The organism is Rhodococcus tibetensis (assembly GCF_024438035.1).
Taxonomy (GTDB): domain Bacteria; phylum Actinomycetota; class Actinomycetes; order Mycobacteriales; family Mycobacteriaceae; genus Rhodococcus_F; species Rhodococcus_F tibetensis.
Genome location: NZ_JANFQF010000019.1, coordinates 82567 through 107880, shown reverse-complemented (window position 1 = coordinate 107880; position 25314 = coordinate 82567). Strand labels below are relative to the sequence as shown.

General features: G+C 62.9%; 23 protein-coding genes and 2 pseudogenes. 12 read left to right on the top strand and 13 right to left on the bottom strand.

What is annotated here, in order from left to right:
- Positions 1 to 153: 153 nt before the first annotated feature.
- Both NOF53_RS20715 and NOF53_RS20710 read left to right on the top strand, forming a co-directional pair.
- Complete coding sequence (locus tag NOF53_RS20715) at positions 154 to 621, top strand: SRPBCC family protein (protein ID WP_255972209.1); 468 nt, start codon at positions 154 to 156, stop codon at positions 619 to 621.
- A 104-nt stretch (positions 622 to 725) separates the two neighbouring features.
- Positions 726 to 1250: a DUF488 domain-containing protein gene (locus NOF53_RS20710; RefSeq protein ID WP_255972206.1), complete on the top strand. Its 525-nt coding sequence runs from the start codon at positions 726 to 728 to the stop codon at positions 1248 to 1250.
- A gap of 11 nt (positions 1251 to 1261) precedes the next feature.
- Here NOF53_RS20710 and folE read toward each other — a convergent pair.
- Together folE and NOF53_RS20700 are read right to left on the bottom strand one after the other, a co-directional pair.
- A pseudogene (gene folE / locus NOF53_RS20705) lies at positions 1262 to 1856 on the bottom strand (GTP cyclohydrolase I FolE).
- Between the two features lie 102 nt (positions 1857 to 1958).
- Positions 1959 to 2450 carry a DoxX family protein gene (locus NOF53_RS20700; RefSeq protein WP_255972204.1) on the bottom strand — a complete coding sequence of 164 codons (492 nt, stop codon included), beginning with the start codon at positions 2448 to 2450 and terminating at the stop codon, positions 1959 to 1961.
- Between the two features lie 90 nt (positions 2451 to 2540).
- Between NOF53_RS20700 and NOF53_RS20695 the strand changes: the two genes are divergently transcribed.
- Together NOF53_RS20695 and NOF53_RS20690 are read left to right on the top strand one after the other, a co-directional pair.
- Complete coding sequence (locus NOF53_RS20695; RefSeq protein WP_255972202.1) at positions 2541 to 3299, top strand: helix-turn-helix transcriptional regulator; 759 nt, start codon at positions 2541 to 2543, stop codon at positions 3297 to 3299.
- Positions 3184 to 3579 carry a DUF2254 family protein gene (locus NOF53_RS20690; protein WP_308213852.1) on the top strand — a complete coding sequence of 132 codons (396 nt, stop codon included), beginning with the start codon at positions 3184 to 3186 and terminating at the stop codon, positions 3577 to 3579. Before NOF53_RS20695 ends, NOF53_RS20690 begins: the two co-directional genes overlap by 116 nt.
- A gap of 65 nt (positions 3580 to 3644) precedes the next feature.
- Here the strand turns inward: NOF53_RS20690 and NOF53_RS20685 are convergent, their stop codons facing one another.
- Both NOF53_RS20685 and NOF53_RS20680 read right to left on the bottom strand, forming a co-directional pair.
- Entirely contained in the window at positions 3645 to 4274 is a 630-nt protein-coding gene (locus NOF53_RS20685) for a putative quinol monooxygenase (RefSeq protein WP_255972197.1), read from the bottom strand.
- Positions 4275 to 4499: 225 nt separating this feature from the next.
- Positions 4500 to 5717 carry an NAD(P)/FAD-dependent oxidoreductase gene (locus tag NOF53_RS20680; RefSeq protein ID WP_255972243.1) on the bottom strand — a complete coding sequence of 406 codons (1218 nt, stop codon included), beginning with the start codon at positions 5715 to 5717 and terminating at the stop codon, positions 4500 to 4502.
- A 289-nt stretch (positions 5718 to 6006) separates the two neighbouring features.
- On the opposite strand from NOF53_RS20680, the gene NOF53_RS20675 reads away from it, so the two are divergent.
- Positions 6007 to 6417: a hypothetical protein gene (locus NOF53_RS20675; protein WP_255972194.1), complete on the top strand. Its 411-nt coding sequence runs from the start codon at positions 6007 to 6009 to the stop codon at positions 6415 to 6417.
- Here the strand turns inward: NOF53_RS20675 and NOF53_RS20670 are convergent.
- The 8 genes from NOF53_RS20670 to NOF53_RS20635 form a co-directional block, all read right to left on the bottom strand.
- Positions 6374 to 6922: an FUSC family protein gene (locus NOF53_RS20670; protein WP_255972191.1), complete on the bottom strand. Its 549-nt coding sequence runs from the start codon at positions 6920 to 6922 to the stop codon at positions 6374 to 6376. The genes NOF53_RS20675 and NOF53_RS20670 overlap by 44 nt on opposite strands.
- A gap of 201 nt (positions 6923 to 7123) precedes the next feature.
- Complete coding sequence (locus NOF53_RS20665) at positions 7124 to 8560, bottom strand: aldehyde dehydrogenase family protein (RefSeq protein WP_255972189.1); 1437 nt, start codon at positions 8558 to 8560, stop codon at positions 7124 to 7126.
- Between the two features lie 247 nt (positions 8561 to 8807).
- Entirely contained in the window at positions 8808 to 9338 is a 531-nt protein-coding gene (locus tag NOF53_RS20660) for a MaoC family dehydratase (RefSeq protein WP_255972187.1), read from the bottom strand.
- Positions 9339 to 9341: 3 nt separating this feature from the next.
- Positions 9342 to 10319 carry an HpcH/HpaI aldolase/citrate lyase family protein gene (locus NOF53_RS20655; protein ID WP_255972185.1) on the bottom strand — a complete coding sequence of 326 codons (978 nt, stop codon included), beginning with the start codon at positions 10317 to 10319 and terminating at the stop codon, positions 9342 to 9344.
- Between the two features lie 9 nt (positions 10320 to 10328).
- On the bottom strand, positions 10329 to 11540 hold the full coding sequence (locus NOF53_RS20650; protein WP_255972183.1) for a CaiB/BaiF CoA transferase family protein: 1212 nt from the start codon (positions 11538 to 11540) through the stop codon (positions 10329 to 10331).
- Positions 11537 to 12727, bottom strand: a complete 1191-nt coding sequence (locus tag NOF53_RS20645; RefSeq protein ID WP_255972181.1) for an acyl-CoA dehydrogenase family protein — start codon at positions 12725 to 12727, stop codon at positions 11537 to 11539. Before NOF53_RS20645 ends, NOF53_RS20650 begins: the two co-directional genes overlap by 4 nt.
- Before the next feature lie 459 nt (positions 12728 to 13186).
- Complete coding sequence (gene hisC, locus NOF53_RS20640) at positions 13187 to 14269, bottom strand: histidinol-phosphate transaminase (RefSeq protein ID WP_255972179.1); 1083 nt, start codon at positions 14267 to 14269, stop codon at positions 13187 to 13189.
- Positions 14266 to 15948 carry a nitrite/sulfite reductase gene (locus NOF53_RS20635; protein WP_255972177.1) on the bottom strand — a complete coding sequence of 561 codons (1683 nt, stop codon included), beginning with the start codon at positions 15946 to 15948 and terminating at the stop codon, positions 14266 to 14268. The genes hisC and NOF53_RS20635 overlap by 4 nt, the downstream gene beginning before the upstream one ends.
- Before the next feature lie 96 nt (positions 15949 to 16044).
- On the opposite strand from NOF53_RS20635, the gene NOF53_RS20630 reads away from it, so the two are divergent.
- The 5 genes and pseudogenes from NOF53_RS20630 (at position 16045) to NOF53_RS20610 (ending at position 22024) form a co-directional block, all read left to right on the top strand.
- A complete protein-coding gene (locus NOF53_RS20630; protein ID WP_255972175.1) occupies positions 16045 to 16872 on the top strand; it encodes a sulfurtransferase in 828 nt (275 codons plus the stop codon).
- Positions 16873 to 16878: 6 nt separating this feature from the next.
- Positions 16879 to 17587, top strand: a pseudogene (gene hemQ / locus NOF53_RS20625) (hydrogen peroxide-dependent heme synthase).
- 44 nt (positions 17588 to 17631) lie between these two features.
- Positions 17632 to 18108 (top strand): MarR family winged helix-turn-helix transcriptional regulator, encoded by a 477-nt coding sequence (locus NOF53_RS20620; RefSeq protein ID WP_255972173.1) that lies wholly within the window; start codon positions 17632 to 17634, stop codon positions 18106 to 18108.
- A 49-nt stretch (positions 18109 to 18157) separates the two neighbouring features.
- Positions 18158 to 18592, top strand: coding sequence for a DUF5313 family protein (locus tag NOF53_RS20615; RefSeq protein ID WP_255972171.1), 435 nt, complete (start codon positions 18158 to 18160; stop codon positions 18590 to 18592).
- A 96-nt stretch (positions 18593 to 18688) separates the two neighbouring features.
- Entirely contained in the window at positions 18689 to 22024 is a 3336-nt protein-coding gene (locus tag NOF53_RS20610; protein WP_255972169.1) for a protein kinase domain-containing protein, read from the top strand.
- Positions 22025 to 22085: 61 nt separating this feature from the next.
- Here the strand turns inward: NOF53_RS20610 and NOF53_RS20605 are convergent, their stop codons facing one another.
- Positions 22086 to 23288, bottom strand: a complete 1203-nt coding sequence (locus NOF53_RS20605; RefSeq protein WP_255972167.1) for an MFS transporter — start codon at positions 23286 to 23288, stop codon at positions 22086 to 22088.
- A gap of 151 nt (positions 23289 to 23439) precedes the next feature.
- Here NOF53_RS20605 and NOF53_RS20600 point away from each other — a divergent pair, with 151 nt between their 5' ends.
- Both NOF53_RS20600 and NOF53_RS20595 read left to right on the top strand, forming a co-directional pair.
- Positions 23440 to 23820, top strand: a complete 381-nt coding sequence (locus NOF53_RS20600) for an ArsR/SmtB family transcription factor (protein WP_255972165.1) — start codon at positions 23440 to 23442, stop codon at positions 23818 to 23820.
- A 388-nt stretch (positions 23821 to 24208) separates the two neighbouring features.
- Positions 24209 to 25222 (top strand): alcohol dehydrogenase catalytic domain-containing protein, encoded by a 1014-nt coding sequence (locus tag NOF53_RS20595; RefSeq protein WP_255972163.1) that lies wholly within the window; start codon positions 24209 to 24211, stop codon positions 25220 to 25222.
- The last annotated feature ends 92 nt before the right edge of the window (positions 25223 to 25314 follow it).

Here is a 25314-nt window from a genome sequence, read left to right as displayed (position 1 = left end):
CGACAAGGGCAGTCAGTACACCGCGCTGCGATTCACCCAGCAGCTCGTCGACGCCCATGAATGTGTCCCGAGCCACTGATCGCCTACCGTTGCTGAGAAGTTTGCCGATCACACGCCCGCCCGCCGCGCGCGGGCTCGAAGAACGGAAGAATCATGTCAGCTTCGGAAATTCGGTTGAGTCGAACAATCGATGCGCCCGTCGGCGCGGTCTGGGCGGTCCTCACCGACCTGGATAACGCGGAGTCGGTGCTGAGCGGTGTGGAGAAGCTCGAAAGACTGGACTCGACGAAATACGAAGTCGGTACGCGGTGGCGTGAGACTCGGGTGCTGTTCGGTAAGTCGTCGACCGAGGAGATGTGGGTAGCAGAGATCGACCCCGAGAAGCGCACCGTGGTGAAGGCGTCGTCCCACGGTGCGGACTATACGACCGTCTTCACCTTGTCGCCTGCTGGCGACGGCACGACCCTGACCTTTCATTTCTCGGCGGAAGCTGCTGGCCTCGGCGCCTTTCCGAGATTCATGATGAAAGTTTTCGGCTCCTTCGCGCTGAAGGCCACCACTAAGGCGATCCGGCGCGATCTCGACGACATCGCCGACGCCGCCGAGAAGCGGGCCGGCTGACACCCTGCACCCATCCCGCCTCCGCGGCCGGGAGCTGCTGGCGCGCGCACCCAGCGGACACTCAGCGGGTGACGGTGGCCGGTCCCGAACGAAGGAGGTAGTCGATGCTGATCTCGGTGGGGCACGGCAGGCTCGGCCGGGAGGATATGGTGACGCTGCTACAGACGTCCGGCATCGAAGCGGTAGTTGACATCCGCCGATTTCCCGGCAGTCGTCACAACCCCGATGTCAGTAGTGGGGCGATGACGCGATGGTTACCGGACGCAGGAATCGACTATCGACACGAACCGCGGCTGGGCGGGCGCCTACGCCTGACGCCCGGCGTTGCGCGTGAAGACCCCTGGTGGCAGGTCGAGCAGTTCGCCGCGTACGCCGCGCATACCCGCACCACCGGGTTCGCCGACGCCCTTGCCGATTTGGTGGAGCAGGCGAGTCGGCAGCGAACGGCGATGATGTGCAGTGAGAGTGTGTGGTGGCGTTGCCACCGCCGTCTCGTCGCCGACGTCGCCGTCCTCGGCCATGAGGTCGAAGTCGAGCACCTCATGCACGACGGCCGACGAACACCTCATCTGCCCGCGGCGGGTGCCCGTGTCCGATCCGACGGCGAGGTGGTCTGGGACCGTGAGTAGCCCTTTCGGGGTCATCCGTTGACGCCGGCAAGCGCGAAGAATTCCTGACGCGAGCGCGGATCGTCGCGGAGCACGCCCAACAGAGCCGATGTGACGGTGGCCGATCCCACCGAATGCACCCCCGCAGGGTCATACAACTGTGCTCGGCCTCGATGACCACCCCGGCGCCTCGCGCATGCAGGTGTTCGGCCACCCAGTCGGCAATCTGCTTGGTGAGCCGTTCCTGAACCTGGGGACGGCAAGCGAAATGCTCGGCGATGCGGGCGAGTTTGGATAGTCCGATGATGCGTTCGCCGGGCAGGTACCCGATGTGGACGGTGCCGACGAACGGCAGCAGATGATGTTCGCACACCGATCGCAGTGGGACGTTGCGGACCAGAACGAGTTCGTCGTAGTCCTCGTCGTTCGGGAACGTGGTCAGATCGAAGGCGCGGGGAGTGAACAATTCGGCGTAACCGTGGGCCATGCGCCGGGGCGTCTCGCGCATGCTTTCCGAGTCCAAGTGATCCCGAGTGCTTCCAGAAACCCCGCTGCCGCCTCTTCGGCCGCAACCAAATCCCTACCTGGTGCATGAGGGAGAACGTGGAGGTTCGCGGTTGAAGGCATCATCGTTCCTTTTCGTCAGAAGGCGTGGTGGGAGGCCCACCGGGGTGGGCCTCGACGGATGGAAGTGTGAAGTTCGTGCGTCTGAAAATCGACGAACCCACGTCAGTGTCGCTGAGCCGCAGTCAGAGTCGGGGCAGGTGCGGTCCGCCGGTGCCAGGCCGGGTCGTACACGGATGCCAACCGGCCGAGGGTGAGGGCGGCGAGAAGCAGCCCGAAGTCACGCAAGGCGACATCGTAGAAGCCGGGGTAGCTCAGCAGGTTGACGATGATGCCGGCGAGCCATGCGGCGACGACGTAGGCCGCATAGCGTGGTTTGACCGCCACGGCAATGCCCGCGGCAATTTCGATCACCCCTACCACCAGCATGCCCTGATGGGCGGTGAAAGGAATGATGTCGACGATCCACGGCGCCAGATAGTGCTCCCAGTTGGTGAGCACGTTGGTGAACTTGTCGATGCCCATGGCGATCGGGAGCACGGTGAACCCGATCCGCAGTAGCAGGAACACCCCGTAGGCGGGATCGCTGCGGGCGCGTTGCAGGGCGTCCCCGTCGGCGTGGGTGGTGGTCGGCGATTGGGGCGTTGGAGTGGTCATCATGACCCCTTCTGTAAAAAGAATAAGATCTGTTTTTAGAATCGCCGCAGTCAACGCTTTTGTCAATACTCTTTGGTGTTACAGTGGGGCATGTCCACCCCGGGATCCGCTGACCCCGCGGTGCTGGCGGCGCTGAGTAACCTGGACGACCCGCTGCGGCGCAGGCTGTTCGAGTACGTGACCGAAGGCGACGCGCCTGTCTCGCGGGAGCAGGCGGCCGCCGCCGTCGAGATCGGACGGACCCTCGCGGCCTATCACCTCGACAAGCTTGCCGCCGCCGGCCTGTTGACGGTCAGCTACCAGCGGCCACCCGGGCGCGGCGGGCCCGGCGGCGGACGTCCGGCAAAGCTCTACACCCGGGCCACGACGGAACTGTCTCTCAGCGTGCCGCCACGGGACTACGAGATGCTCGCCCGGTTGCTCGTCTCCTCGGTGGAACAGGACACCAGGGGAGCGGTGCGGGCGGCGGTGAACGAGGCCGCCGTCGACGCCGGCAAGGCCGCTGCCGTCGCCGCGGGCGGAGATCTACTGACCGCTCTTCGCGGCTGCGGCTACTTACCCCAAGTCGACGACGACGGCCGCATCAATTTGCGCAACTGTCCCTTCCACCTCGTCGCCCGCGACCACCTGGACGTCGTGTGCGGGCTGAACTTACGCCTGGTCGAAGGCGTGATCGCCGGAAGTACCCAGCCCACGTCCCACGCGGAACTGAACCCGCGACCGGACCGGTGCTGTGTGGTGGTTCAACTCGCTACCGCAGACCCGGACCGTGAAAGAGAGGACCAAGGGACTGAGCTCGGCGATCAACGATCCGACGACCTCGACCGAAGTCGTCCTGCGCCTCGGTAGCATTCTGCGGTCGCTACTGACTGCGGACGTACCGGCGTTGTCGGTCGCCGGACCGCAACACCGGGTTCTCCTCCGTCCGTGGGTGCTCTCGCACAAGGAGTCCATAGAGCACGCTTTCGACCAGATACGTGCACAGGCAGATCCGCATGCTGATGGACACCATGCGGACCGATCCCGATATTCACCCTGCAGATTTGCGGCGGCTCGAGACCGTTGCGCAGGGTACGAACGATCCGGCAGAACATCCTCTACGGGAACCACATTCACCGCACAGCGATGAGTAGGGGTGCCCGCAGTGTCGAAGGCGAGGGGCGAGTCGCGCGCGGGAAGCGACAACTGGACAGTTCACGCCATCTCGGGGACGTGCAGGTGCGCGATGGCGAGCTCGAACTCGCAGGTATCGAGCACCTCGACGTTCGCGCTACGGACTGATTCGTCCCGGATGCTGTCGATGCGTTCTCTGTTGCGTTCCATTGCCTCGGTGCTGTCGAACGTCAGTGACGACACCCCGCGACCCGCGGCGTGGTCGAGCATCAGGCTGGCGCTGCAGAAGCCGTCGAGCTCCTCCATCGCGGGCAGGGCGGCCATCTTCCACACGTCGACGCCGCGGTCCATGTGGGCCGGCTCGGTCTTGACCCACGTGACCCGGCAGCAGGCCCCACGAGTTGAATGGTGGTCGCGATGCATGACAGCGATGTCCCACCGCGACACCTCCGTCGTGCCGTGGAACACCTCGGCGGCCGCGTCACGCAGATTCTGCACCGGTCCCTCGCTTGCGCGAAGCGATTCCTCGTCGCGCCACGAGCTGGTCGCGATGCACCGGCCCGAATCGCGATCGACCAGCAGGGACATTCCGAGGCAGCCCTCGATGTCCGCCAGCGTGGGCATCACGGTGTCGCGTATGTGCTTGATCCCGGCATCGATGTACGACGGATGCGCTTGAATTGTGGTTGAGCGTGCGAACATGATCGGCACCTTTCTCCTGAGGGCGGCGCCGACGCGGCGTCGCCGGTCATTCCCCGTGTTTCACACTGCTCCCCCAATCCGTCGGAGGCAATGGGTTGTGGCCGACATCGGGGGCAGCACGTGGTCTCTTTCGCTTCCTCGAGGTCGAGATGCGATCCAGCCCGGGTGTCCACGTCCTTGCCGATGCGCGGTCGGTGCGATCGAGACTCACTTCTACGTGCATTCGAGCTGGAGTCATTGTCCGGGGTCGGGTCGTGCCTGCAGCGCCGGCGCGGCGGCCGCCAGCAGCGCGCCGCGGTCTCGGTTCAACGGGGGATAGATGCGTCGGGTGTTGATGGTGATCTTGGTGGCTTTTGCTCGAGCGCCGCGCGACACCACCTGGCGATCCCACCCCTCGGTGTACACCGCACCAGCCGGTCCCAGGTCGAGAACCGTGGCGTACCAGGGAATGCGGAGCGGGAGCATCGGCGCTGCGAGCAGATCGCTTATGACGTTGTAGCCCGCGTAGCGGCCCATCGGGCGCCCATGCTGGCACGACATTACCGACAGGTGGTGGTCGTCCACCCTCGCCGCGGCGACGTCACCTGCGGCGAATACTCCGGGCGAGCCGATCACCCGCAGATAGTCGTCGACCGGCAGGCGACCGAACCGGTCGTGGTCGGCAGCGAGCTGTGCGGTCAGCGGGTTCGCCCGCATGCCCGCACACCAGACGACGGTGCCCGCGGCCAGCACCTCGCCAGAGGTGAGCTTCACGCCGTGCTCATCGACAGCTGCGACGCCGACACCCGTCATCGTCTCGACGCCGTTGTCGGACAGGGCGGCTTCGATCACCGGTCGCGCCGATGCCCCCATGTCGGACCCGACATGTGGGTTGTGGTCGATCAGCAGCACGCGCGGTGCGACATTGCGCCCTGCGTACACCTTTGCCAGCATCCCGGGCAACTCGGACGCCGTTTCGATGCCTGTAAGGCCGGCGCCGACCACCACCGCGGTCGCCGCGCCCACGTCCGCACGGCCGTCGGGAAGCGTGGTCAGGTGACGCTGCAGCTTCATTGCGCCGTCGTAGGTGTCCACGTCGAAGCCGAATTCTCGCAAACCGGGGATATCGGGTTTCGCTACCCGGCTGCCCAGCGCCATGACCAAGCGGTCGTACCTTCGGGTGCCCTGTTCCCCGTCGCCCGAGACGGTGACGGTGCGCGCCGTGGTGTCGATCGCCGTCACCTCGGCGGTGATGTGCCCGACGTCGACCGGGTCGAGCAGGTCGCTGAGCGGGATGCGGCAAGCGCTCAGGTCTGCCTCGTAGTTGCGGACCCGGATGTCGTGGAACGGCCGCTTGCTGATCAACGTGACATCGACGGTGCCTGCCGCGCCGAGTTCGTCGAGCCGCCGTGCCGCGCCCAGCGCTGCCCACAGACCGGCGAATCCCGAGCCGAGGACGAGGACGCGTTTCACATCGATCATTCCGACATCGTTTCAGGTCTAGGCCGGATGGTGGCTCGATTGTCATTAGGCGCGATGGTTCATCAGCTGAGTTGGTAGGCGGAGCGAGCGACCTACTGGGCCTGTTGCCGGCTGCCGCAATCGTTACCTTTCCGAAGTAGGAACCGGGACCGAAAACCCCGAAAACGTTGCGGCTCAGGAGCAACATCCGAGTATGAACCACTTTTCGGAAGATGCCGCACCGAGGCGGCCGCATGACCGATCGGTCCGCCCGATTCCCGCGCTGGCACCTGGTCAGCGTGTGTATATCGTTGAGGGCCGGCCGTGGTGGAGAGCGCTCGATCGACTGGTCGACGCCGATATGGACGGCACAAGGCGGTGGATCGGTGCCAAGAATTGCCGCGACGGCGACCTGCTACTCACCGTGTTGTCGACGGTTCCGCGGATGGTGGTCTCTCTGGAAACCGCGGACGGTGACGCCGAAGTTTCCACGGACAATATCCGGGTGCGGGAGGAGCGCACGGTCCTGTTCCGCCACGGCATTTCCTTCGATGCTGTGAAAGCTGGAGCGGAAATCAACCTTCAGCTGTACCGGCATTACGAAGATGAGGAGGCGGCGGTAATTTTGACCGCACTCGACGAGCAGTACCGTCTGAACAAGCCGTGGTTCACGCCGCAACGGTGGATTGAAGACCAGGGATTCGCGGTGTGAAAGGCGAAGATCGGGTTGCAGACCGGGTGACGACCCTGCACCTACCGTCACGACTGCTGCGGCAGCGGACCTCAGCCCATGCCGGGTCGGCGTGGGCTGCGGTGATCGCGGCGGTGGTGGAAGCGTGCAGGTCGAACTCCAGATCGTGGCAGAGTTCGGCGCCGGTGCCGGCGCCGGTGTCACGGTATCGGCGATTCGCGAGGATCGTGCCGGCGACTTGGTCGTCCGCATCGCACAGAATTCGCCGATACGAACGCGGAAGCACGGTCCACAGCACGACGAGCGCGACCGCGACACCGAGAACGGTTTCGGCGAGTCGGTCCCGGGTGACTACGACGAGGTCCACCTGAGTCCCGAGACTCCCGACTACCAGGGCGAGCGGCGCGATGAGCGCCATCGCCAGGCCGTAATGGCGGATGAGGAAAGCTTCCGTCCCCGCCATCAGGAGTGCCACGACGAGCACCAGCGCGGCGGCCGGAAGGTCGAGAGTCGACAGCGCGGCCACCGGGATGATCGCCTTCCGTGCCTGTCTCGTCCAATCAGCACGCAGCCAATCGGTGGCATGTGCCAGCGAATGCAGGGCCGACGCTGCCGCAGGTGCTGGGCGACGCCTCCCCGAAGCCGACCGATGAGGGCACCAAACGCTGGAGCGGATGCCTCGAAGAGCAGGATGCGGGTTCCTTCTCTGAGGTGTTGCCGCACGCCATCACAGGCGGGCGGTGATCGTCTTCAGTTGGCAGTAGTGCTTGAGTGCCTCGAAACCCTTCTCTCGGCCAAACCCGCTCAACTTGTAACCGCCGAACGGGGTTTCAACACCACCGGCAAAGTACTGGTTGATGAAGACTTGGCCCGCCTCGATCGCGCCGGCGACTCGGTGAGCGCGGCCGTGGTCTCGAGTCCAAACCCCCGCGACAAGTCCGTAATCGCTGTCGTTGGCGATCCCGACCGCCTCCTGGTCGGAATCGAATCGGAGCACGGTCAACACTGGGCCGAAGATCTCCTCGCGGGCAATGCGCATGGTGTTGTCGACGTCGACGAAGATGGTCGGCTCGATGAACAATCCGCGGCCGAGTCGCCCGCTGTCGGCGACTTTCCCACCGGCGACGACACGCGCACCTTCACGGGGCCCTAGTTCGAGATATGAGCGGACCTTGTCGAACTGGCCTCGGGTCGCCAATGATCCGATGTCCGGGTCCTCGATGCCGGGTCCGATGACCGTCTCCTTCGCCTGGTGGACGAGCCGATCGACCAGCTCGTCGTGCACTGACGAATGCACCAGCAACCGGCTGCCGGCAGAACAGACCTGTCCAGCTTTGGTGGTGAAAGCGGTCCACGCGCCTGCCGCCGCCGCGTCGAGATCGGCATCGCCGAAGACGATGTTAGGCGACTTGCCACCCAACTCGAGAGTGAGTGGAATCAACCGTTGGGCGGCAGCTCGCATGATGGACCGGCCAGTCTCGACTGAGCCGGTGAAGACAACCTTGCGAACCAGGGGGTGGCCTGTCAGCGCAGCTCCCGCGTCGGCACCGAATCCGGGGACGACATTGAGGATACCCGCGGGTAATCCCGCTTCCACGGCGAAGCGGCCCATCTCGAGGGCCGATAGTGGTGTGTCCTCGGCGGGTTTGAGAACCACCACATTGCCCATTGCGAGCGCCGGCGCGATTGCCCGCGCGGCCTGATTGATCGGCGCGTTCCACGGGGTGACGACACCAATCACGCCGAACGGTTCATTGCGGGTGTACGAGAGATACTCGGGCCCGAGTGGGATCGTCTCGCCGTGGACCTTGTCTGCGGCTCCGCCGTAATACTCGAAGTATCGTGCGGCAGTCTCGACATCCAGCTTCGACTGCGAGAGCGTCTGACCAGTGTCCAGCGTTTCGATTCGCGCGAGCTCGTCCGCGTGTACACGCAGTGTGCGAGCGATTTCGAGGAGGATTCGGCCGCGAGTAGCGGCCGGGGTATCACGCCATGGGGCGAAGGCGCTCTGCGCTACGGCAACAGCTGCCTCGATGTCTTCCGCCTCACCGAGGGCAACCTCGGCGATGACGTCACCCGTGGCGGGGTCGTGGGTGGGAAAGTATTGCCCACCCTTGCTGCGCTCGTCATGTCCGCCGACGAACGCTTCGTAACGTTCTCGCATAGTGCTTCCTTTTCCGGGGTGGTGCACCGCGTGGCCGGTCACGCCGCGGTTGTGCCGGGATCTGCGCAGCATTTCGCCGTAGCGTCGAACTTTCAGCGATCTCTGTCAAGCTCCGTCGGATCGTGAGATCCGTTGCGGTGGCTGAATCTCTATCAGGCGGGCTGGGTGCTGGCCTCATCGGGTGAACACCCAGCCCGCTTCGGATCGGCGGACGAACCAAGTACCCTCGATCGGCCCGCGCCGGCGACTACGCTTGTGGCAGAGGTCGAGCGGGTTGGTCGCCGCCGTGCGTGTCAGCGTAGCTTCGCTTGGGTACGAGAACTTTGCGTCTGAAAATACACACGACTTGCCCGTCCTGCTTGTAGCCGCGGGTCTCGACATACACGACGCCTCGGTCCTCCTTGGACTTCGAGGCGGTGACTTCCAGGACCTCGGTTTCACCGTAGATAGTGTCACCATGGAACGTAGGTTTGACGTGCCGCAATGATTCGATCTCGAGATTAGCGATCGCTTTGCCGGACACATCCTGTACCGACATGCCGAGCAGGAGCGAGTAGATGTAGTTGCCTACCACCACGTTGCGACCGAAATCTGTTGTTTCGCTGGCGAAGTGAGTGTTGATGTGCAAGGGGTGGTGGTTCATCGTGAGCAGGCAGAACAAGTGATCGTCGTATTCGGTGACGGTCTTGCCTGGCCAGTGCTTGTAGATGGCGCCCACCTCGAAGTCCTCCAGGTAACGGCCGAACTGCATGTTCTGTTCTTTCTCGGTGGTTGTCACGGTTCAGACTCCGGTCTTCGCGGTTTCGGGTTCGGCCTGCCATATGTCGAGGCGTTCCATGCCCGCGGCGCGGCCCTGACCTGCGATGACAAGCGCCATTTTGCGGGATGCTTCGTCGATCATCTCGTCACCCAGCATGACGGCGCCCTTGCGGCCACCTCGATCGGAGGTGAACCACTCGTAGGCGGCGAGGATGTTTTCGGCATGGTCGTAATCGGCCTGTGCGGGACTGAAGGTGTGGTTCGCCGCCTCGATCTGGCCAGGGTGCAGCACCCACTTTCCGTCGTAGCCGAGGGCGGCGGCACGGCCGGCTACCTGACGGAAGCCGTCGACGTTTCGGATTTGCACATAGGGACCGTCGATCGCCTGTAGTCCGTTTGCCCTAGCTGCCATCAAGATTCGCATCAGCGGGTAGTGAAACGCGTCCCCGATTTCGTAGCCTGGGGGCTGCTCACCGATGACCAGTGACTTCATGTTGATGCTTGCCATGAAGTCTGCCGGTCCGAAGATGATCGTTTCGGTGCGCGCAGAGGCGGCCGCGATCTCGTCGACGTTGATCAGTCCGGCGGCGTCCTCGATCTGCGCTTCGATGCCGATACGCCCGACCTCGAACCCCATGGTCTTTTCGATCTGGGTCAAAGTCAGGTCCAGCCAAGCGATCTGGGCTGCGGACTGCACCTTGGGAAGCATGATGCAGTCGAGGTTCTCACCCGCTCCTTCGACGACCTCGACCACGTCCCGGTAGGTCCAATGGGTGGTGAGGTCGTTGACTCGCACTACGCGGATCTTCGATCCCCAGCCGCCTTCGTTGAGTGCGGCGACGATGGTCTTGCGCGCGCCGGGCTTCGCGAGTGGTGCGCAGGCGTCCTCGAGGTCGAGGAAGACTTGATCGGCGTCGAGGCCCTTCGCCTTCTCGATCATCTTGGGGCTCGAGCCTGGCACCGCGAGGCAGGACCGCCGCGGGCGTTGCGATTTCGACATGGGATCTCCCTATCTTGTTTCTTCGAGTTGGTATACAGCTGTGGTGTTCTCGAACTGGGCCAACACTTCATCGGTATGTTCGCCCAGCAGCGGCGCTCGCCGAAGTTGGGTCGGGGGCGCATCCGCGAATTTGATCGGGGTGTTGGCGATCGTCAACGGACGGGGTACGCCGGGATGATCGACCTCGACCAACATGTTACGGGCGTGTACATGTGGATCGGTGTAGATGTCCTCGACGGTATTGACTGGTGCGACAGGCACCTTGCCGCCGAGTGCTTCCATGATCTGATTCTTTGTCCGCGTGGTGGTCCATTCGGTGACCGCAGACATCGTGAAGTCACGATTGGCGAGCCGACTGACGTTGTCCAGTGTGCGCTTGTCCGTTGCCAACTCGGGGCGACCGATCACCACGCAGAGTTGCTGCCAGTGATTATTGCCCGGCGCAGCAATACTGACCCACCCGTCAGCGGCCGGGACCACATCGAAAGGGCAGAGTAGGGGGTGGCTGTTTCCTTGCCGCGTCGGCACATCACCCGTGTAGGAGTGCTGGTACACGGTGCGTTCGCACATTGCCAGCATGGCGTCGTACATCGACACGTCGACGAAACTACCGACCCCGTCGCGGCGTGCACGGTGCACGGCCGACAGCACGCCGATAACCGCGAACAGTGCGGGCACGGTGTCCCCGAGCCCGGGACCCGTCTTGATCGGGGGGCGGTCGGGTTCGCCAGTGATCTCCATGAGGCCGCTGAGGGCTTGGACGGTGATGTCGTAGGCGGGCCAGTCCCGCATCGGGCTGCTACCGGTGCGTTCGTCACCGAATCCGCGGATCGCCGCGTACACGAGGTGGGGATTGGCCTCTCGGAGGCGCTCGTAGGATAGTCCGAGCCGGTCCATCACCCCGTGGCGAAAGTTCTCGACTACGACGTCAGCGTGTGCGACGAGTTCGAGCAACGAGGTGCGGCCCGCTTCAGTGGTGAGGTCGAGAACTACCCCACGTTTGTTGCGATTGACGCTCTGAAAATAGCCGCCGAATGCGTGTAATTCGTCGTCCGGTGCGAACGGTCCCTGTTCTCGGATGAAGTCACCATGAGGTGGTTCGACCTTGATCACGTCGGCACCCAGGTCCGCCAAGACCATGGTGGCGAATGGCCCGGCGAGCATTGTGGTCAGGTCGACCACCACCACATCGTTCAGTGGTCCCTCGGGCGGAAATCTCATCGTGCTTGCCTTCCGAGGATCGAATCCGAGATGATCTTCAGCTGGATTTCTGAGGTGCCCTCGAAGATTTTGGTGAGTTTCGCGTCCCGCCAGTGCCGTTCGACGGCGAAGTCGGTGGTGTATCCGGCACCTCCATGGATCTGAAGTGCCTCGCTGGTTACCCGCTCGGCCATCTCCGTCGCGAAGTACTTGACCATGGACGCCTCCACCGTGCTGGACTTGCCAGCGTCGACCGCCGCGCATATGCGATACATCAGTGAGCGCGCTGCCTCCACCTCGGTGGCCATGTGCGCGATCTTGAATCGGATGGCCTGGTTGTCCCCGATCGGTCGCCCGAATTGAACGCGTTGCTGTACATAGGAAATCGAGTCCTCGAGCGCACCGCGCGCGACACCAATCGCTCGTGCAGCGGTGTGGATTCGGGCAGTCTCGAGGTCTCCCATCGCGACCTTGAAGCCTTCACCCTCCGGCCCCACCAGGGCATCAGCCGCGGCGTAGGCGTTGTCGAATGAAAGTTCCCACGTTCGCCACCCGTGGTACCCGATCTTGCGTACCGGCGTACCTGTGACACCCTCGGGCAGCTCCCCACGAGGTTTCGGCATGATGAAGCAGCTGATTCCGCGGGACCGATGTTCGCGGTCGAGTGGTGCCGTACGAGCAAAAACCTGGAGGTAGTCGGCTCCGTCGGCGAACGTGCACCACATCTTCTGGCCGTTGATCCGCCACCCATCTGCGTCCCTGGCCGCCCGAGTGGATAGAGCTGCCACATCGGATCCAGCATCGGGCTCGGAAAGGGCAAAAGCGCTGAGGAAGTCTCCAGTCGCCATCCGAGGCAGGTACTTTCGGCGCTGCTCCTCGGTGAAGCCCGCTGTGAACTGCTGTCCACGAGCGATCAAACTGGACACACTCATCCACGCGCGGGCAAGTTCCTCGACAATGACGGCGTACTCGAAGACACCGAGGCCCAATCCGCCGTACTGCTCCGGAATGAGAACCCCGAAGAAACCCAGATCCGCCATCTTCCGGCGCAATTCCATCGGAATGTCACCCTTGACCGGGTCGAGCTCGTTCGCCACCGGCAGTACTTCCTTGGTGGCGAACTCCCGCGCCATCGCCTGGATCGCGAGACGCTCTTCGGTGAGGAATTCGGTTCCGGACGACCCGATGTCGTCAACTACTGCAGTCATGAGGCTGAACCCTTCGATGTGTGCCTCTCAGTGGCACGCTGTTCCATTAATGACCAGGATGCCCGACTGGCGCCAGTTGGTCAACCCTCCCCGCCAGTGAAGCGTTGATTGATCGAATCGGCGTCGGTGCACGCGTAGCGGACCAGTGGGATGGGCGGCCTCTCTCGCGGGTGTGACAGAACCATGCGACCGGTGCTGTGCTGGAAGAGCGTCATACCGGTACTGAGAGCGACCTGGAGGCGCACGCATATACGAGGCGTGCTCGCGCGCGTGGGGACGGCACCGCGTTGCCATCGACGAGGTCGATGCTGCCCTTACGCGGTGCGATGGGCCCGACCGCGAACCTTTCGGTCCTAGTGGTCGGTCCACAGCGTCCGTAGCGACGGCATCTCGTTGTGTCGTCAGACACTAGATGGGCTCCCACTGCGATTGTCTGCGCGAGTGAAAGCCGTCTGTCGATTAGCCGGCCATGACCTGCCGGTTGCTCAGAACGTCAACGCACGCGAGTAGATGGTCGTTGTCGCGCCGACTGCCTATTGAGATTCGAATTCCCTCGGGTCCGACCTGTCGGACGAACACACTGCGATCCGCCAGCTGTCGGACCTTCGCCATGGCACCGTGTTGCCGGGGGAGGAACAAGAAATTCGCCTGGCTGGGGACGACCTCGACTCCCTCGGCCGACAACGCACGAGAAATCCGGCTTCGCTCCGACACCGTTGCGGTGATCCGGGATTCGAGTGCACTCATCGCCTCGGGTTCGAGACACGCGAGGGCAGCAGCCTGGGCGACAGATGAGACGGAGAAGGGAACCTGTACCGCCCTGAGGAGAGCGCAGACCTCCGGGGACGACAGTGCATAACCGATACGCAGCCCCGCCAATCCTGCCGACTTCGACAGTGACTTCAGGACGACAACGTTGGGAAACCGGCCGAGAAGTCTGGTACCGCTGGCCGCGTTCGGGTCGGTGACGAACTCGCGGTAGCATTCGTCGACCACGACTACTAGATCATCGGGCACAGCCTCCAAGAAGGATTCGAGGGCGGCCTGATCGACGGTCGTGCCGGTGGGGTTGTTGGGAAGGCACAGGAACACCACACGTGTGCGGTCGGTGATTGCGGCGGCGATGCGGTCCAGGTCGAGTCGGTACTCGGAAGTGAGCTCGACTCGAATGGGGGTCGCGCCCACTAATTGCGCAGCGTGTTCGTAACTCGAGAAGGACGGCCACGGGTAGAGAACATCTGTTCCGGGGCCGGCGCAGGCGATGACGATGTTACGAAGCAGTGTGCTCGAGCCGCTGTCGACGACGACGTGATCGGCCGGGAGATGCCATCGTTGTGCGAGAGCGCCGGTCAGGTCATTGCTTGCGAAGTCGGGGTAGCGGTTCGTGTGCGTAATGCTGGTGCGGATCGCCGCCTGCACCCTCTCCAGCGGGGGAAAGGGTGATTCGTTCGATGCAAGCATCGCTGCCGAGCGAGCGAGCGGCCCGACGCGCCCGGGTATGTAACCGTCCATTTCGAGGATGCTGGCGCGATGCCGAATCATGTGAGATCAGATTCCGCGGCGCGCTGCACCCAGGACGCGAACTTTTCTGCTTCGACGCGGTCGGCGACATAGCGGCGAACCACGCGTTCGACGTAGTCGGCGACCTCGGTCGCAGGCAGTTTGTGTCCACGCAACTTGCGCCCGAAGCTTGTGTCCAAGCCGAGGCTGCCCCCGAGATGCACCTGGAATCCCTCTACCTGGTTCGAGTCGGCGTCGGCGACGATCATTCCTTTGAGGCCGATGTCTGCGACTTGTATCCGTGCGCAGGAATTAGGGCAACCGTTGAAATGCATAGTGATCGGGTGTTCGAGCTGATCCTCGATATCGGTCAGGCGTTGTTCGACCTCGGTGATGACGGTGGCCGCCCGCGCCTTGGTCTCGACGATTCCGTACTTGCAGAATTCGATGCCGGTGCATGCCATGGTGCTTCGTCGCCATGGCGTCGGCCGCGACGGGAATCCTAGGGTTTCGAGGTCGGATTGCAGTGAACCGATGTGTTCGTCAGGCACATCGAGGATCACCAGTTTCTGCATCGGGGTGATGCGGACTCGACGCGACCCGGCGGCCTCGGCGGCACCCGCGAGGTCGATGAGCATGGTTCCGCCGACCCTGCCGACGACGGGTGCGATTCCTACCGCGTGGAGACCATTCTTCTGGCGCTGAATACCGACGTGGTCGCGTGGTTCGTCGAGCGGTTCCGGCGCGGGCCCATCTGCCATCGGCCGTCCGAGGTACTCCTGCTCCAGCACGTTGCGGAACTTTTCGACGCCCCAGTCCGCCACCAGGAACTTGAGCCGTGCCTTCGCCCGCAGGCGTCGGTACCCGTGGTCACGAAAGAGGGACACAATGCCGATCCACACGTCGGGCACGTCCTCGAGCGGCACCCAGGCGCCCAGGCGCTCGCCGATCCGAGGATTCGTCGAGAGCCCACCGCCGACCCAGACGTCGAGTCCCGGGCCGAAGTCCGGGTGTTCTACCCCGATGAACGCGACATCGTTGATCTCGTGAACCACGTCCTGTAGTCCGGAGATGGCGGTCTTGAACTTGCGAGGCAAGTTGGAGTACTCAGGGTTGGCGATCAACCGCCGGGTGATCTCATGTAAGGCGGGCGTAGCGTCGAGGACTTCGTCGGCAGAGATCCCGGCCATGGGTGAACCGAGTACGACACGGGGAGTGTCTCCGGCGGATTCTGCGGTCGTCAGGCCGACACCTTCGAGTCGACGCCAGATCTCCGGCAAATCCTCCACTCGAATCCAGTGCAGCTGAATATTCTGACGGTCGGTCAGATCCGCTGTATCGCGGGCGAACTGCCTGGAGACTTCGCCGACGACCCTTAGCTGCTCGGTTGTCAGAGCCCCACCGTCGATTCGGATGCGGAGCATGAAGTGCTCGTCCTCGAGCTCCTCGGGGGTCAGGGTGGCTGTTCGACCGCCGTCGATGCCGGGTGCTCTCTGGGTGTAGAGGCCCCACCAGCGAAAGCGACTGCGTCGATCGGTCGGGTCGATGCCGGCGACACCGGTGTGGCAGTACACCTCCTCGATCCGCTTGCGGACATTAAGGCCGTCGTCGTCCTGCTTCACCTGCTCATTGATGTTGAGCGGTTCGCGTTCGCCCTGTGCCCACTGCCCCTCTTTTCGTAGGGGCTTCACTGCGGTAGGGCGGGTTCTCGGTGTCGTCATCGATGGTCCTCCAAATAGTGTGGCCAAAATATAGCGCACGAATAGATCGTGTGCTAACTATGTATGCACGAGCTATTACCCGAGCGAAGGATGAACATGAGTAGAAGCACTTTTCTGGTCGACGCCGACTGGGTCATCGACCACGCGCCGGACCCTGATGTCGTACTGGTCGAGGTGGACGAGGACACCGCGCAATACGACATCAACCACATCGACGGCGCGGTCCGCATCGACTGGAAGCGCGATCTGCAAGATCCGGTCCGCCGCGACTTCATCGACCAGCGATCGTTCGGAAATCTCCTGTCGGCCAAAGGTATCGCGAACAACGATACGGTGATTTTGTACGGCGGAAACAACAACTGGTTTGCCGCCTACGCCTACTGGTACTTCAAGCTCTACGGGCACCGAGACGTGCGACTGCTCGACGGCGGACGCAAGAAGTGGGAACTCGACGGGCGCCCGCTCTCGAGCGGAGACGTCATCCGACCGGTCACCGACTACGTCGCGTCCGAACCGGTGTCCGGGATTCGCGCGCACCGCGACGAGGTCATCGAGCAGATCGGAAGGACAGGCATTGTCGACGTCCGCTCTCCCGACGAATTCTCTGGCAAGATCCTCGCCCCGGCGCATTATCCGCAAGAGCAACCGCAGGTTGCCGGGCATATTCCGACGGCCGTCAACGTCCCGTGGTCCAAGACGGCAGCCGACGACGGCACCTTCCTGGGAGAGAACGAGCTCCGCGCCCTCTACGCCGATGCGGGTCTCGACGAGGCGGACGACATCATCGTCTACTGCAGGATCGGGGAACGTTCGGCGCACAGTTGGTTCGTGCTCCACGAACTGCTCGGCTACCCTGAAGTTCGAAACTACGACGGCTCGTGGGTCGAATACGGCTCGCTGGTCGGTGTACCGGTCGAGAAGTAATCAGCCGTGTCGCGCTCTCACATCAACGAACTCAACCAACGGGTCCGCTACATGATGTTCACGGTCTTCAAGGTGACCCCAGGTGCACTTCCGGATCTGCGGGGCGGCGTTGCCGAGGACGCGCAGGCAGCCTCGATGGGTTCGCAGATTTCGGTGTCACTGTCCGCGGGATCTACGAAGTCTCGGGTCTGCGCGCAGACGCCGATTTCATGGTCTGGACGCATGCCGAGTCCATCGAGGAATTGCAGCGTGCGTACTCGCGCTTTCGGCATTGCCGCCTCGGGCGGGTATGCGCACCCGTCTGGAGCGCGGCCGCGCTCCACCGACCCGCCGAATTCAACCGCAGCCACGTCGCCGCATACGTGGCCGATGAGCAACCGGGGCGGTTCGTATGTGTGTACCCGTTCAATCGGTCAGTCGAGTGGTATCTGCTGCCGGACGCCGAACGGCGCCGACAGCTTGTCGGGCACGGTCGCGCGGCCCGCAATTACGCGGACGTGCGGGCCAATACCGTGAGTTCCTTCGGGTTGAGTGACTACGGATGGATCCTGGCGTTCGAACGCGCCGGATCCAAGTCGAATCGTGGACCATGATGCGGGATTTGCGCGCTACGGACGCGCGTCGTCATGTCCGGTTGGAGACGCCCTTCTTCTCGGGCCTCGCACGGAGCTGGGCGTCCTCGTCGTTCCCTCCCGTGAACGGCCAGAATGGTTAGTGCAATATTAGTTATTGCACTAACCATTTTGGTATGATGATCATATGACCTTGGACAGTGACCAGCGAACTGCGGGTAACGACTTGCTCGCGCTCGATCGGCAGGTGTGTTTTGCGCTCGCCATCGCGAACCGAGCCGTGCTCTCCGTCTACCGTCCACTGCTCGAGCCGATGGGTTTGACCCATCCGCAATACCTGGTGATGCTCGCCCTTTGGGGAAAGTCGCCGATGGCTGTCAAGGAGATTGGCACAGCCTTGCAACTCGATTCCCCAACCCTCTCGCCGCTCCTCAAACGCCTCGAGGCTTCCGGACTGGTCACGAGGACCCGCAGCCGCGCCGACGAGCGGCAACTGAACGTCGAGTTGACCGATGCCGGTGTTGCACTACGTGCCGAGGCCGAGAAGATTCCGCCGGCCGTCATCGACAAGCTCGGCGTCAGCTTGGCCGAACTCGAAGATCTCCACAAGATTCTCACCCGGATCAATCAAGCCGCGATTCGAGCGGGAGCGCTGGATCACTGACGGCCCAGGTGTCGATGTCAACCTCAGCGCAATGTGAACAGGATTTGTGATGTCGCGACAGACCGAACGCACACGGCCGGGCCCGATTCAATGGCTCGGATACGCAGTAGGCCGCAAACTCCCTCACTCCATGCAGGATTGGGTTCGAAACGACCTGATAGGGGATCGGGCGGTTCCAAGGCACCTCGTACGCAGCATGGTGCCGTTCATCCCCGTCTTCGCCACCTTCCTACTTTTTCCCGGTCCCTTGTGGTTGCGCGGCTCCATGATTTTGCTCGGCCTCTTGCTCGCCCTCTTCTACGCGGTGTCGTACATGGCCCAGAATCGCGCACGACGACTCGAGCGGCACGGATTACCCTCCGATCTCGAGAACCCCAAAAAGGCCTCTCGGCACGAAGCAGAAAAGGCGGCGTACGAAAGACTTCACGGTCCGACGTACCATGGGCATGTAGAAGTACGACGGAGCGGAAACGAACTCGCCTAGCGTCGTAGATCGGGTGACAAGTCCTTCTGGAACCCGCGTGAATGTACGCTGGATTTCCTGAGGAAGCTGTGTCAGCCTCCGGATTGAAGCAGTCCGATGACGGAACCTGGATCGCAAGATACACAGCGCGCCGACCTGGACGCGGTCGCAGGTGAATTAACAGCGGCCGGCTTCGAGGACGTGCGGGAAATCGGCCGCGGTGGATTCGGCGTGGTGTACCGCTGTACACAACCGATGCTGGATCGAACGGTGGCGGTGAAGGTCCTGACCGCGCATCTGGACGAAGAGAACCGAGCCCGCTTCTTTCGCGAACAACGCGCGATGGGCCGCCTCACAGGGCACCCGAATATCGTCAGCGTTCTCAATGTCGGTTCGACCGTCAGCGGGCGTCCTTACCTCGTGATGCAATATCATCCGCAAGACTCACTTCAGGCCAGGCTTCGACTATCCGGCCCGTTGGGCTGGTCCGAAGCACTCCGCTTGGGCGTGAAGATTGCGGGTGCACTGGAGTCCACGCACCGGGTCGGTGTCCTGCACCGAGACGTCAAGCCAGCGAACATCCTGCTCACCGACTACGGCGACCCTCAGCTGACCGACTTCGGCATCGCTCACATCGCCGGTGCCTTCCAGACCGTGGAAGGCACCATCACAGGATCCCCGGCTTTCACCGCCCCTGAGGTCCTCGCCGGCGGTCCCCCGAACGCGGCTTCAGACATCTACGGCTTAGGTACGACACTTTTCTGCGTCATCACCGCGCACGCACCGTTCGAACGGCAAGAGGGTGAGCAAGTAGTCGCCCAATTTCTTCGTATCACCACGGCACCCGCACCTCGCTTCGAGGATCAGGACGTTCCTGGCGACGTCCGGGAGATCGTCGAACGAGCGATGGCTCGCGACCCGGCGAACCGGTTTGCCACCGCCGAACAATTCGGGCAGCAGCTGCGGACTGCGCAGGCACGACACGGTCTTCGTGTCGACGACATGGCGATACCGAACGGTTCTCGGCAGGACCCAGCCGATCCTTCCTCGCCCGGCGGGCTGATGAGCGGGCGCACGCTTCCACCCGCGACGCCGAATACTGCAGAAGTGGCATCCGCGGTCGGGCACAGTGCTGACATTCCGCCGCGGCGGCGCAGTAGTGCTGGAAACCTTCCCCTGGATCTGACCGGCTTCGTCGGTCGCCGACACGAGATTGCTGAGACACGCCGACAGCTCGCAGCCTCCAGGATCGTCACACTCACAGGTATGGGCGGCGTCGGCAAGACGCGGCTTGCCCTTCGGGTCGCGCACGATGCGCGACGAGGATTTGCGAACGGAGTCTGGTTGGTCGAACTGGGTGAGCTTCGGGATGCGCAGCTGGTGACCAACACCATCTCGGAGGCCCTGGGGTGCCGGCACCAATCGGGTAACTCGGCCCTATCGGCGCTCACCGAGTATCTCGCCGATAAGCAGCTGCTTCTCGTTATCGACAATTGTGAGCATCTACTCGAAGCGGTAGCTGCACAGGCAAATACGCTGTTGCGTTCGTGCCCGGGACTGCGCATTCTGGCTACGAGCCGCGAGCCTGTAGGACTCGCCGGGGAGGTGGTGCTGCGCGTACCACCACTGTCGGTGCCGGATGACCGGCGAGTTCCATCGCTTCGAGAGCTACCACAATACGAATCCGTCATGCTCTTCGTCGAGCGGGCCACGAAAGTCCAGCCCGACTTCGAACTTACGGCCGACAACCAGTCCGCAGTGACTCGGATTTGTCAACGACTGGACGGGCTTCCGCTCTCCATCGAGCTGGCAGCGGTGCGTTTGCGGGCCATGTCCGTGCAGCAAGTGCTCGATCGACTGACCGATCGACTTCAATTGTTGAAACTTGGTAGTCGCGCAGCGCCGAGTCGCCAACAGACACTTCGAATGTCTATCGATTGGAGTTACGAGCTGTGCTCGCCCGACGAACAGCAACTGTGGGCGCGGTTGACAATATTCGCTGGCAGCTTCGAACTCGACGCGGCCGAAGACATATGTGTCAGCGCCATGGCTTCGGCCGATCTACTCGACATGCTTGCGGCCTTGGTCGACAAATCGATCTTGATGAAGGAAGAAGCAGGTCCGGTGGTCCGCTACCGCCTTCTCGAAACCCTGCGAGACTACGGGCGGGAAAAACTCCAGGGACTGGGCGGCCTCGCAATTCTGCGGGAGCGACATCGCTGCTGGTACGAGAAACTGGTCGTCGGAGCGGAGACGGACTGGGTGAGTCCCCGGCAACTGGACTGTATCCACCGGCTCGATCGCGAACAGCCCAACCTGCGAGACACCCTTCGATTCTGTACAGAAACAGCGGAAGGCGCCGAAACTGGTCTACACATCGCGTCCGCCCTCTTCCCGTACTGGATCTCCCGGGGACATCTCAGCGAAGGCCGCCTCTGGTTCGGACGGCTACTGGAGGCGCACGACGGGCAGCCCATAGCTGATCGCACCAAAGTCCTCTACCAGAGCAGTGTTTTCGCCGGCATGCAAGGCGACACCGCTGACGAAGCGGCGCTACTTGTCGAGGCTGACACTGCGACCAATCAAAGCCGCGATCGCTCGATACCCGCGTTGGCACATTTTGCCGCCGGATGTTTGGCCCTTTACAGCGCCGACCCGGTGCGCGCCGCTGCCTCGTTCAACAGCGCTGTCACCGCTGCGGTGGACGAAAACTACCTTTTCTGTCGTATCTCCAGTCTGTTAGGTCTCGAGTTTTGCAGCATCTCGACAGGTGACGCGCGAAGCGGGTACCGGTTTCATGAGGAAATGTATTCGCTGACCGAACAATTCGGCGAGATCGTGTACCGCGGACGGTCCTGCATGACCGGCGGATGGGCATTGTGGATCGAAGGTGAGCCGGAGGGTGCTGTGGCTGTGCTCGAGGAGGGTCTACGGCTGTCGAGCCAGGTCGATGACCAGGTCGGCGTCGCTCGGTGCCTCCAAGTCCTGGCTTGGGTGGAAGCCGACCGACGCCATGCAGTTCGTGCCGCGACCTTGCTCGGCGCGGCTGACGGCATGTGGCGGGAGATCGGCGGGTCGGTTTCGACCTTCCTCGACAAGACTCACTATCAGCGCGAGTGTGAACAATGGACCCGCCGTGCGCTTTCCGAGCGGGAATACCAGCGGCAACTTCTGTATGGCCGGAATTTGGGCGACGACGAGGCAGTCGCCTTCGCCCTCGGCAGGCAGTCGCACAGTGCAAAGACGTCTCGGCCGGATACCCCGGTCGCATTGACCCGCCGTGAACGCGAAGTGGCGAACCTCGTCGCAGAGGGGTTGACCAATAGAGAGATCGCCGAGCGGTTGGTCATCGCGCAACGTACGGCGCAAGGGCATGTCGAACATATCTTGTCCAAGCTCGGATTCACTTCGCGCACGCAGATCGCCGCATGGGTTGCCGGCCGGTCGCCTTGACGATGTGCAGAAATCTCGCATCTGCGCGCTGGCGAATCGATCGCCCTGATGGGTGCCGCGCTCAGACAGCAATCGCGTCGTCGGCCCGCTCGAGAATTGTCAGGCTTTCTGGAGCAGGGTGGTCTGGGTGTCGACCTGTACTGATCCGCACGGCGATAAGTGCGACGAGTGAGCACACGATGACGATTGCTGCGAAGGTGGTGACGGCCGAGTGGAAGGAGGTGAACTGTATGAGGTAACCGGTTCCTACGGGAAGTAGAGCAGCCGGGATGTAACCGGCGATGTTGAGTGCCGCGTTAGATTCTGCGCCGTTTCGTGGTGGGACCCGGGTGCTTATCAGCGTCAGGGCGGCCAGCTGCCCCAGGCCCTGCGCGGCACCGGCAAGACCCGCAGCAATGACGAACACCGCGGGTGTCGAGGCGACGGTAATACTCACTATGAGGGTCGACATCGAGGCAAACGCGGCTATCGAACTCAACGCAAGGTGGGTCCGGAAATCGAAACGGGCGAGGGCGAACTGAACGCCGGTAGCCACGAGGAACATGCTGCATGCCGTCACCCCGGCGAGTAGGGCGCTGTGGTTGCCGATCCCGGTGACGAGGACGGTTGGGCCCAGGGAAAGAAAGAAGGACGTCGACGTTATTCCTGGGGCGAAGGCAGCGATCCCCCATGCCAGTTCGCGTCGATTGGGACGAGGAGCCGAAGGCCACGTCCAGAGGGGGTCAGAAGGGCGCTGCTCTACGATGGCACGTTGAATCGGTAGCTTTGTTGCGAGGACGAGTGCAAACAAGGATATGGAAACCACGATTCCGAATATCCAGAGCTGAGGCGTATCCACCGCTTGTGTAAGGGCGCCGGACAGCATTGGTCCGAGCCCGGCGCCGAATACCATTGCTGCAGAGGCGATCATGGAACCCGCCCGGCGGCGGTGTTCAGGTGCAAGGTCGATCGTTGCCGACATCCCTGCGGTGACGGCCGCGCCTACTGCGGCACCCGCCAAGAGCCTGGCCGCGAACAACCATGAGACGTCGGTGGCCAACAGGAAGAGTGAGGACGCCACTACTGCGGCAATCAGGCCGGGAACGAGAACGACCTTCCGTCCGTGTCGGTCGGCGAGCTTACCGGCGACGACGAGCGTGCTGATCAATCCAACTATGTACGCGCCGAAAACGACGGTCAAGGTTCCGGAGCTGAAACCCCAAGCGGCCTGCCAGCGCGCGTACAGCGGCGTAGGCGCATTCGACAGTACGAATATGGCTGTCACTGTGCTAGCGGCCGCCAGGGACCATTTCAGCTTCCTTCGGGGGATCGATGTCGCCATGCGAAGGTCCTCCTGTTCGATACTGGTCGTACCAGTACGTGATTTTTCGTACTTCATAGTACGACAAAATTCGTACTTAGACTATGGTGAATTCATGACTCGCCTCGCGCCGACTTACCGCAAGACAGAGAGCGAGGCGGCTCTGCCGCCGGCGCTCCCTGAACCGGCAACATCCGCACTACGCCTGGAGCGAGTGATGGGCGTGCTTGCCGACCCGCTCCGGCTGACGATCGTCAAGCGACTCCTGACGGACTCCGAGGAGTACGACCACACGTGCGGTTGGTTCGGCTTCGACCGCCCCAAGTCGAGCCTCACCCACCATTTCAGGGCACTCAGGGAAGCGGGCGTCATTCGGCAGCGGCAGCATGGTCTCGAGCGCCGTAGCCGCGTTCGGCTCGAGGACCTCAATGAACGTTTTCCCGGCCTCGTGGAGCTTGTTCTCAACTGGCAACCGGCCGACGGCGATGTTCTGTGAGCTCATCACCCGTGGAAACGGTCCCAAGTCCGCGGACAACCGAACGTTCGCCTTTCTGTCCGCGGCGCGGACCCCAGGTAATCGGTGCAAGGTGATCAGCCACTCGCGGCCGGCTCACCTCTCGAAGGCTTGATCTCTGTCAACCCTTGTCAGGAGCGTCGCTCAGGCGTTTGACTGAGGTATGGGCTTCGATGGCTCACGATGCCGGCCTGGGTCCTCTCTCGACTCGGACTTGGCAATGTGTTGTGCCTGTGGCGTCGTGCGGTGCGCCCGGTTGCGGAGTCGCAGCGTCTGCCCCTATTCGAGGGTGGATTCGAACGCTCGTCATCCCCTGACGAGCACGCCGCCATCGCGCACAGCGGTGCCCGGCCCGACAGTGAGGATCTAGATGCCGACCCATCAGGCAGTTCACGTTCAGTCCGCCGGTGAACGGATGACACTGGTCGATGTAGAAACGACGTCACCTCCAGGTAATTACGTCCGGATCGCCGTCTCTGCCTGTGGAGTCTGCGGTACCGACCACGCCTTCGTCAACGGCGGATTCCCCGACATGTCCTGGCCCCTCACCCCTGGGCATGAAATTGCCGGAACGATTGCCGAACTCGGTGCCGGGGTCGACAACTACACAGTTGGCGACCGGGTCTCGGTAGGTTGGTTCGGTGGACACTGCAGCCGATGCATCCCCTGCCGTCAAGGTGCCTTCATCTACTGCGAGAAGCTGCAGGTGCCGAGCTGGCAATACCCCGGAGGCTACGCCGAGTCGGTGACCGTACCTGCCAACGCACTCGCCCGGATACCGGGTGAACTTTCCTTTGCTGAGGCAGCGCCGATGAGCTGTGCCGGCGTCACAACATTCGACGCGCTACGGAAATCCAAGGCTGTCCCGGGTGACCGGGTTGCCATCCTCGGAATCGGCGGCCTTGGCCACCTCGGTGTGCAGTTCGCACGGGCGATGGGATTCGAAACGATTGCTGTCGCCCGTGGTGCCGGCAAGCGCGAGGACGCTCGCGCACTCGGCGCCGACCACTATATCGACTCCACCGACGGCGACGTCAGTCAAGCTCTGCGGGCACTGGGGGGCGTGGCGGTCATTCTGGCAACCGCAGCGAACTCGAAGGCGATGGGGGAGATGGTTGGCGGGCTGCTTCCGCGCGGAGAACTCACGGTCGTCGGTGTCACGCCCGAGCCATTACCCATCAGCCCCCTTCAGCTGATCACTCCGGGCATCACCGTGACGGGCCACCCCTCCGGTACCGCCCGTGATGTCGAGGAGGCAATGCAATTCGCTGTCTTGTCGGGGGTGCGCGCCCGAATCGAGGAACGACCACTGGCCCGAGCTGCGGAGGCCTATGCCGCGATGGAGGAAGGACGGGCGCGCTATCGCATGGTCCTCACGATGTAAACTGTCTTCGCGGAATGCGTTGCACCAGACGTTACTTCGTTGAAAGTAAGCGTCATCTACGAGCCTGGGCGTGCTCGGCACCTCCATGAGAT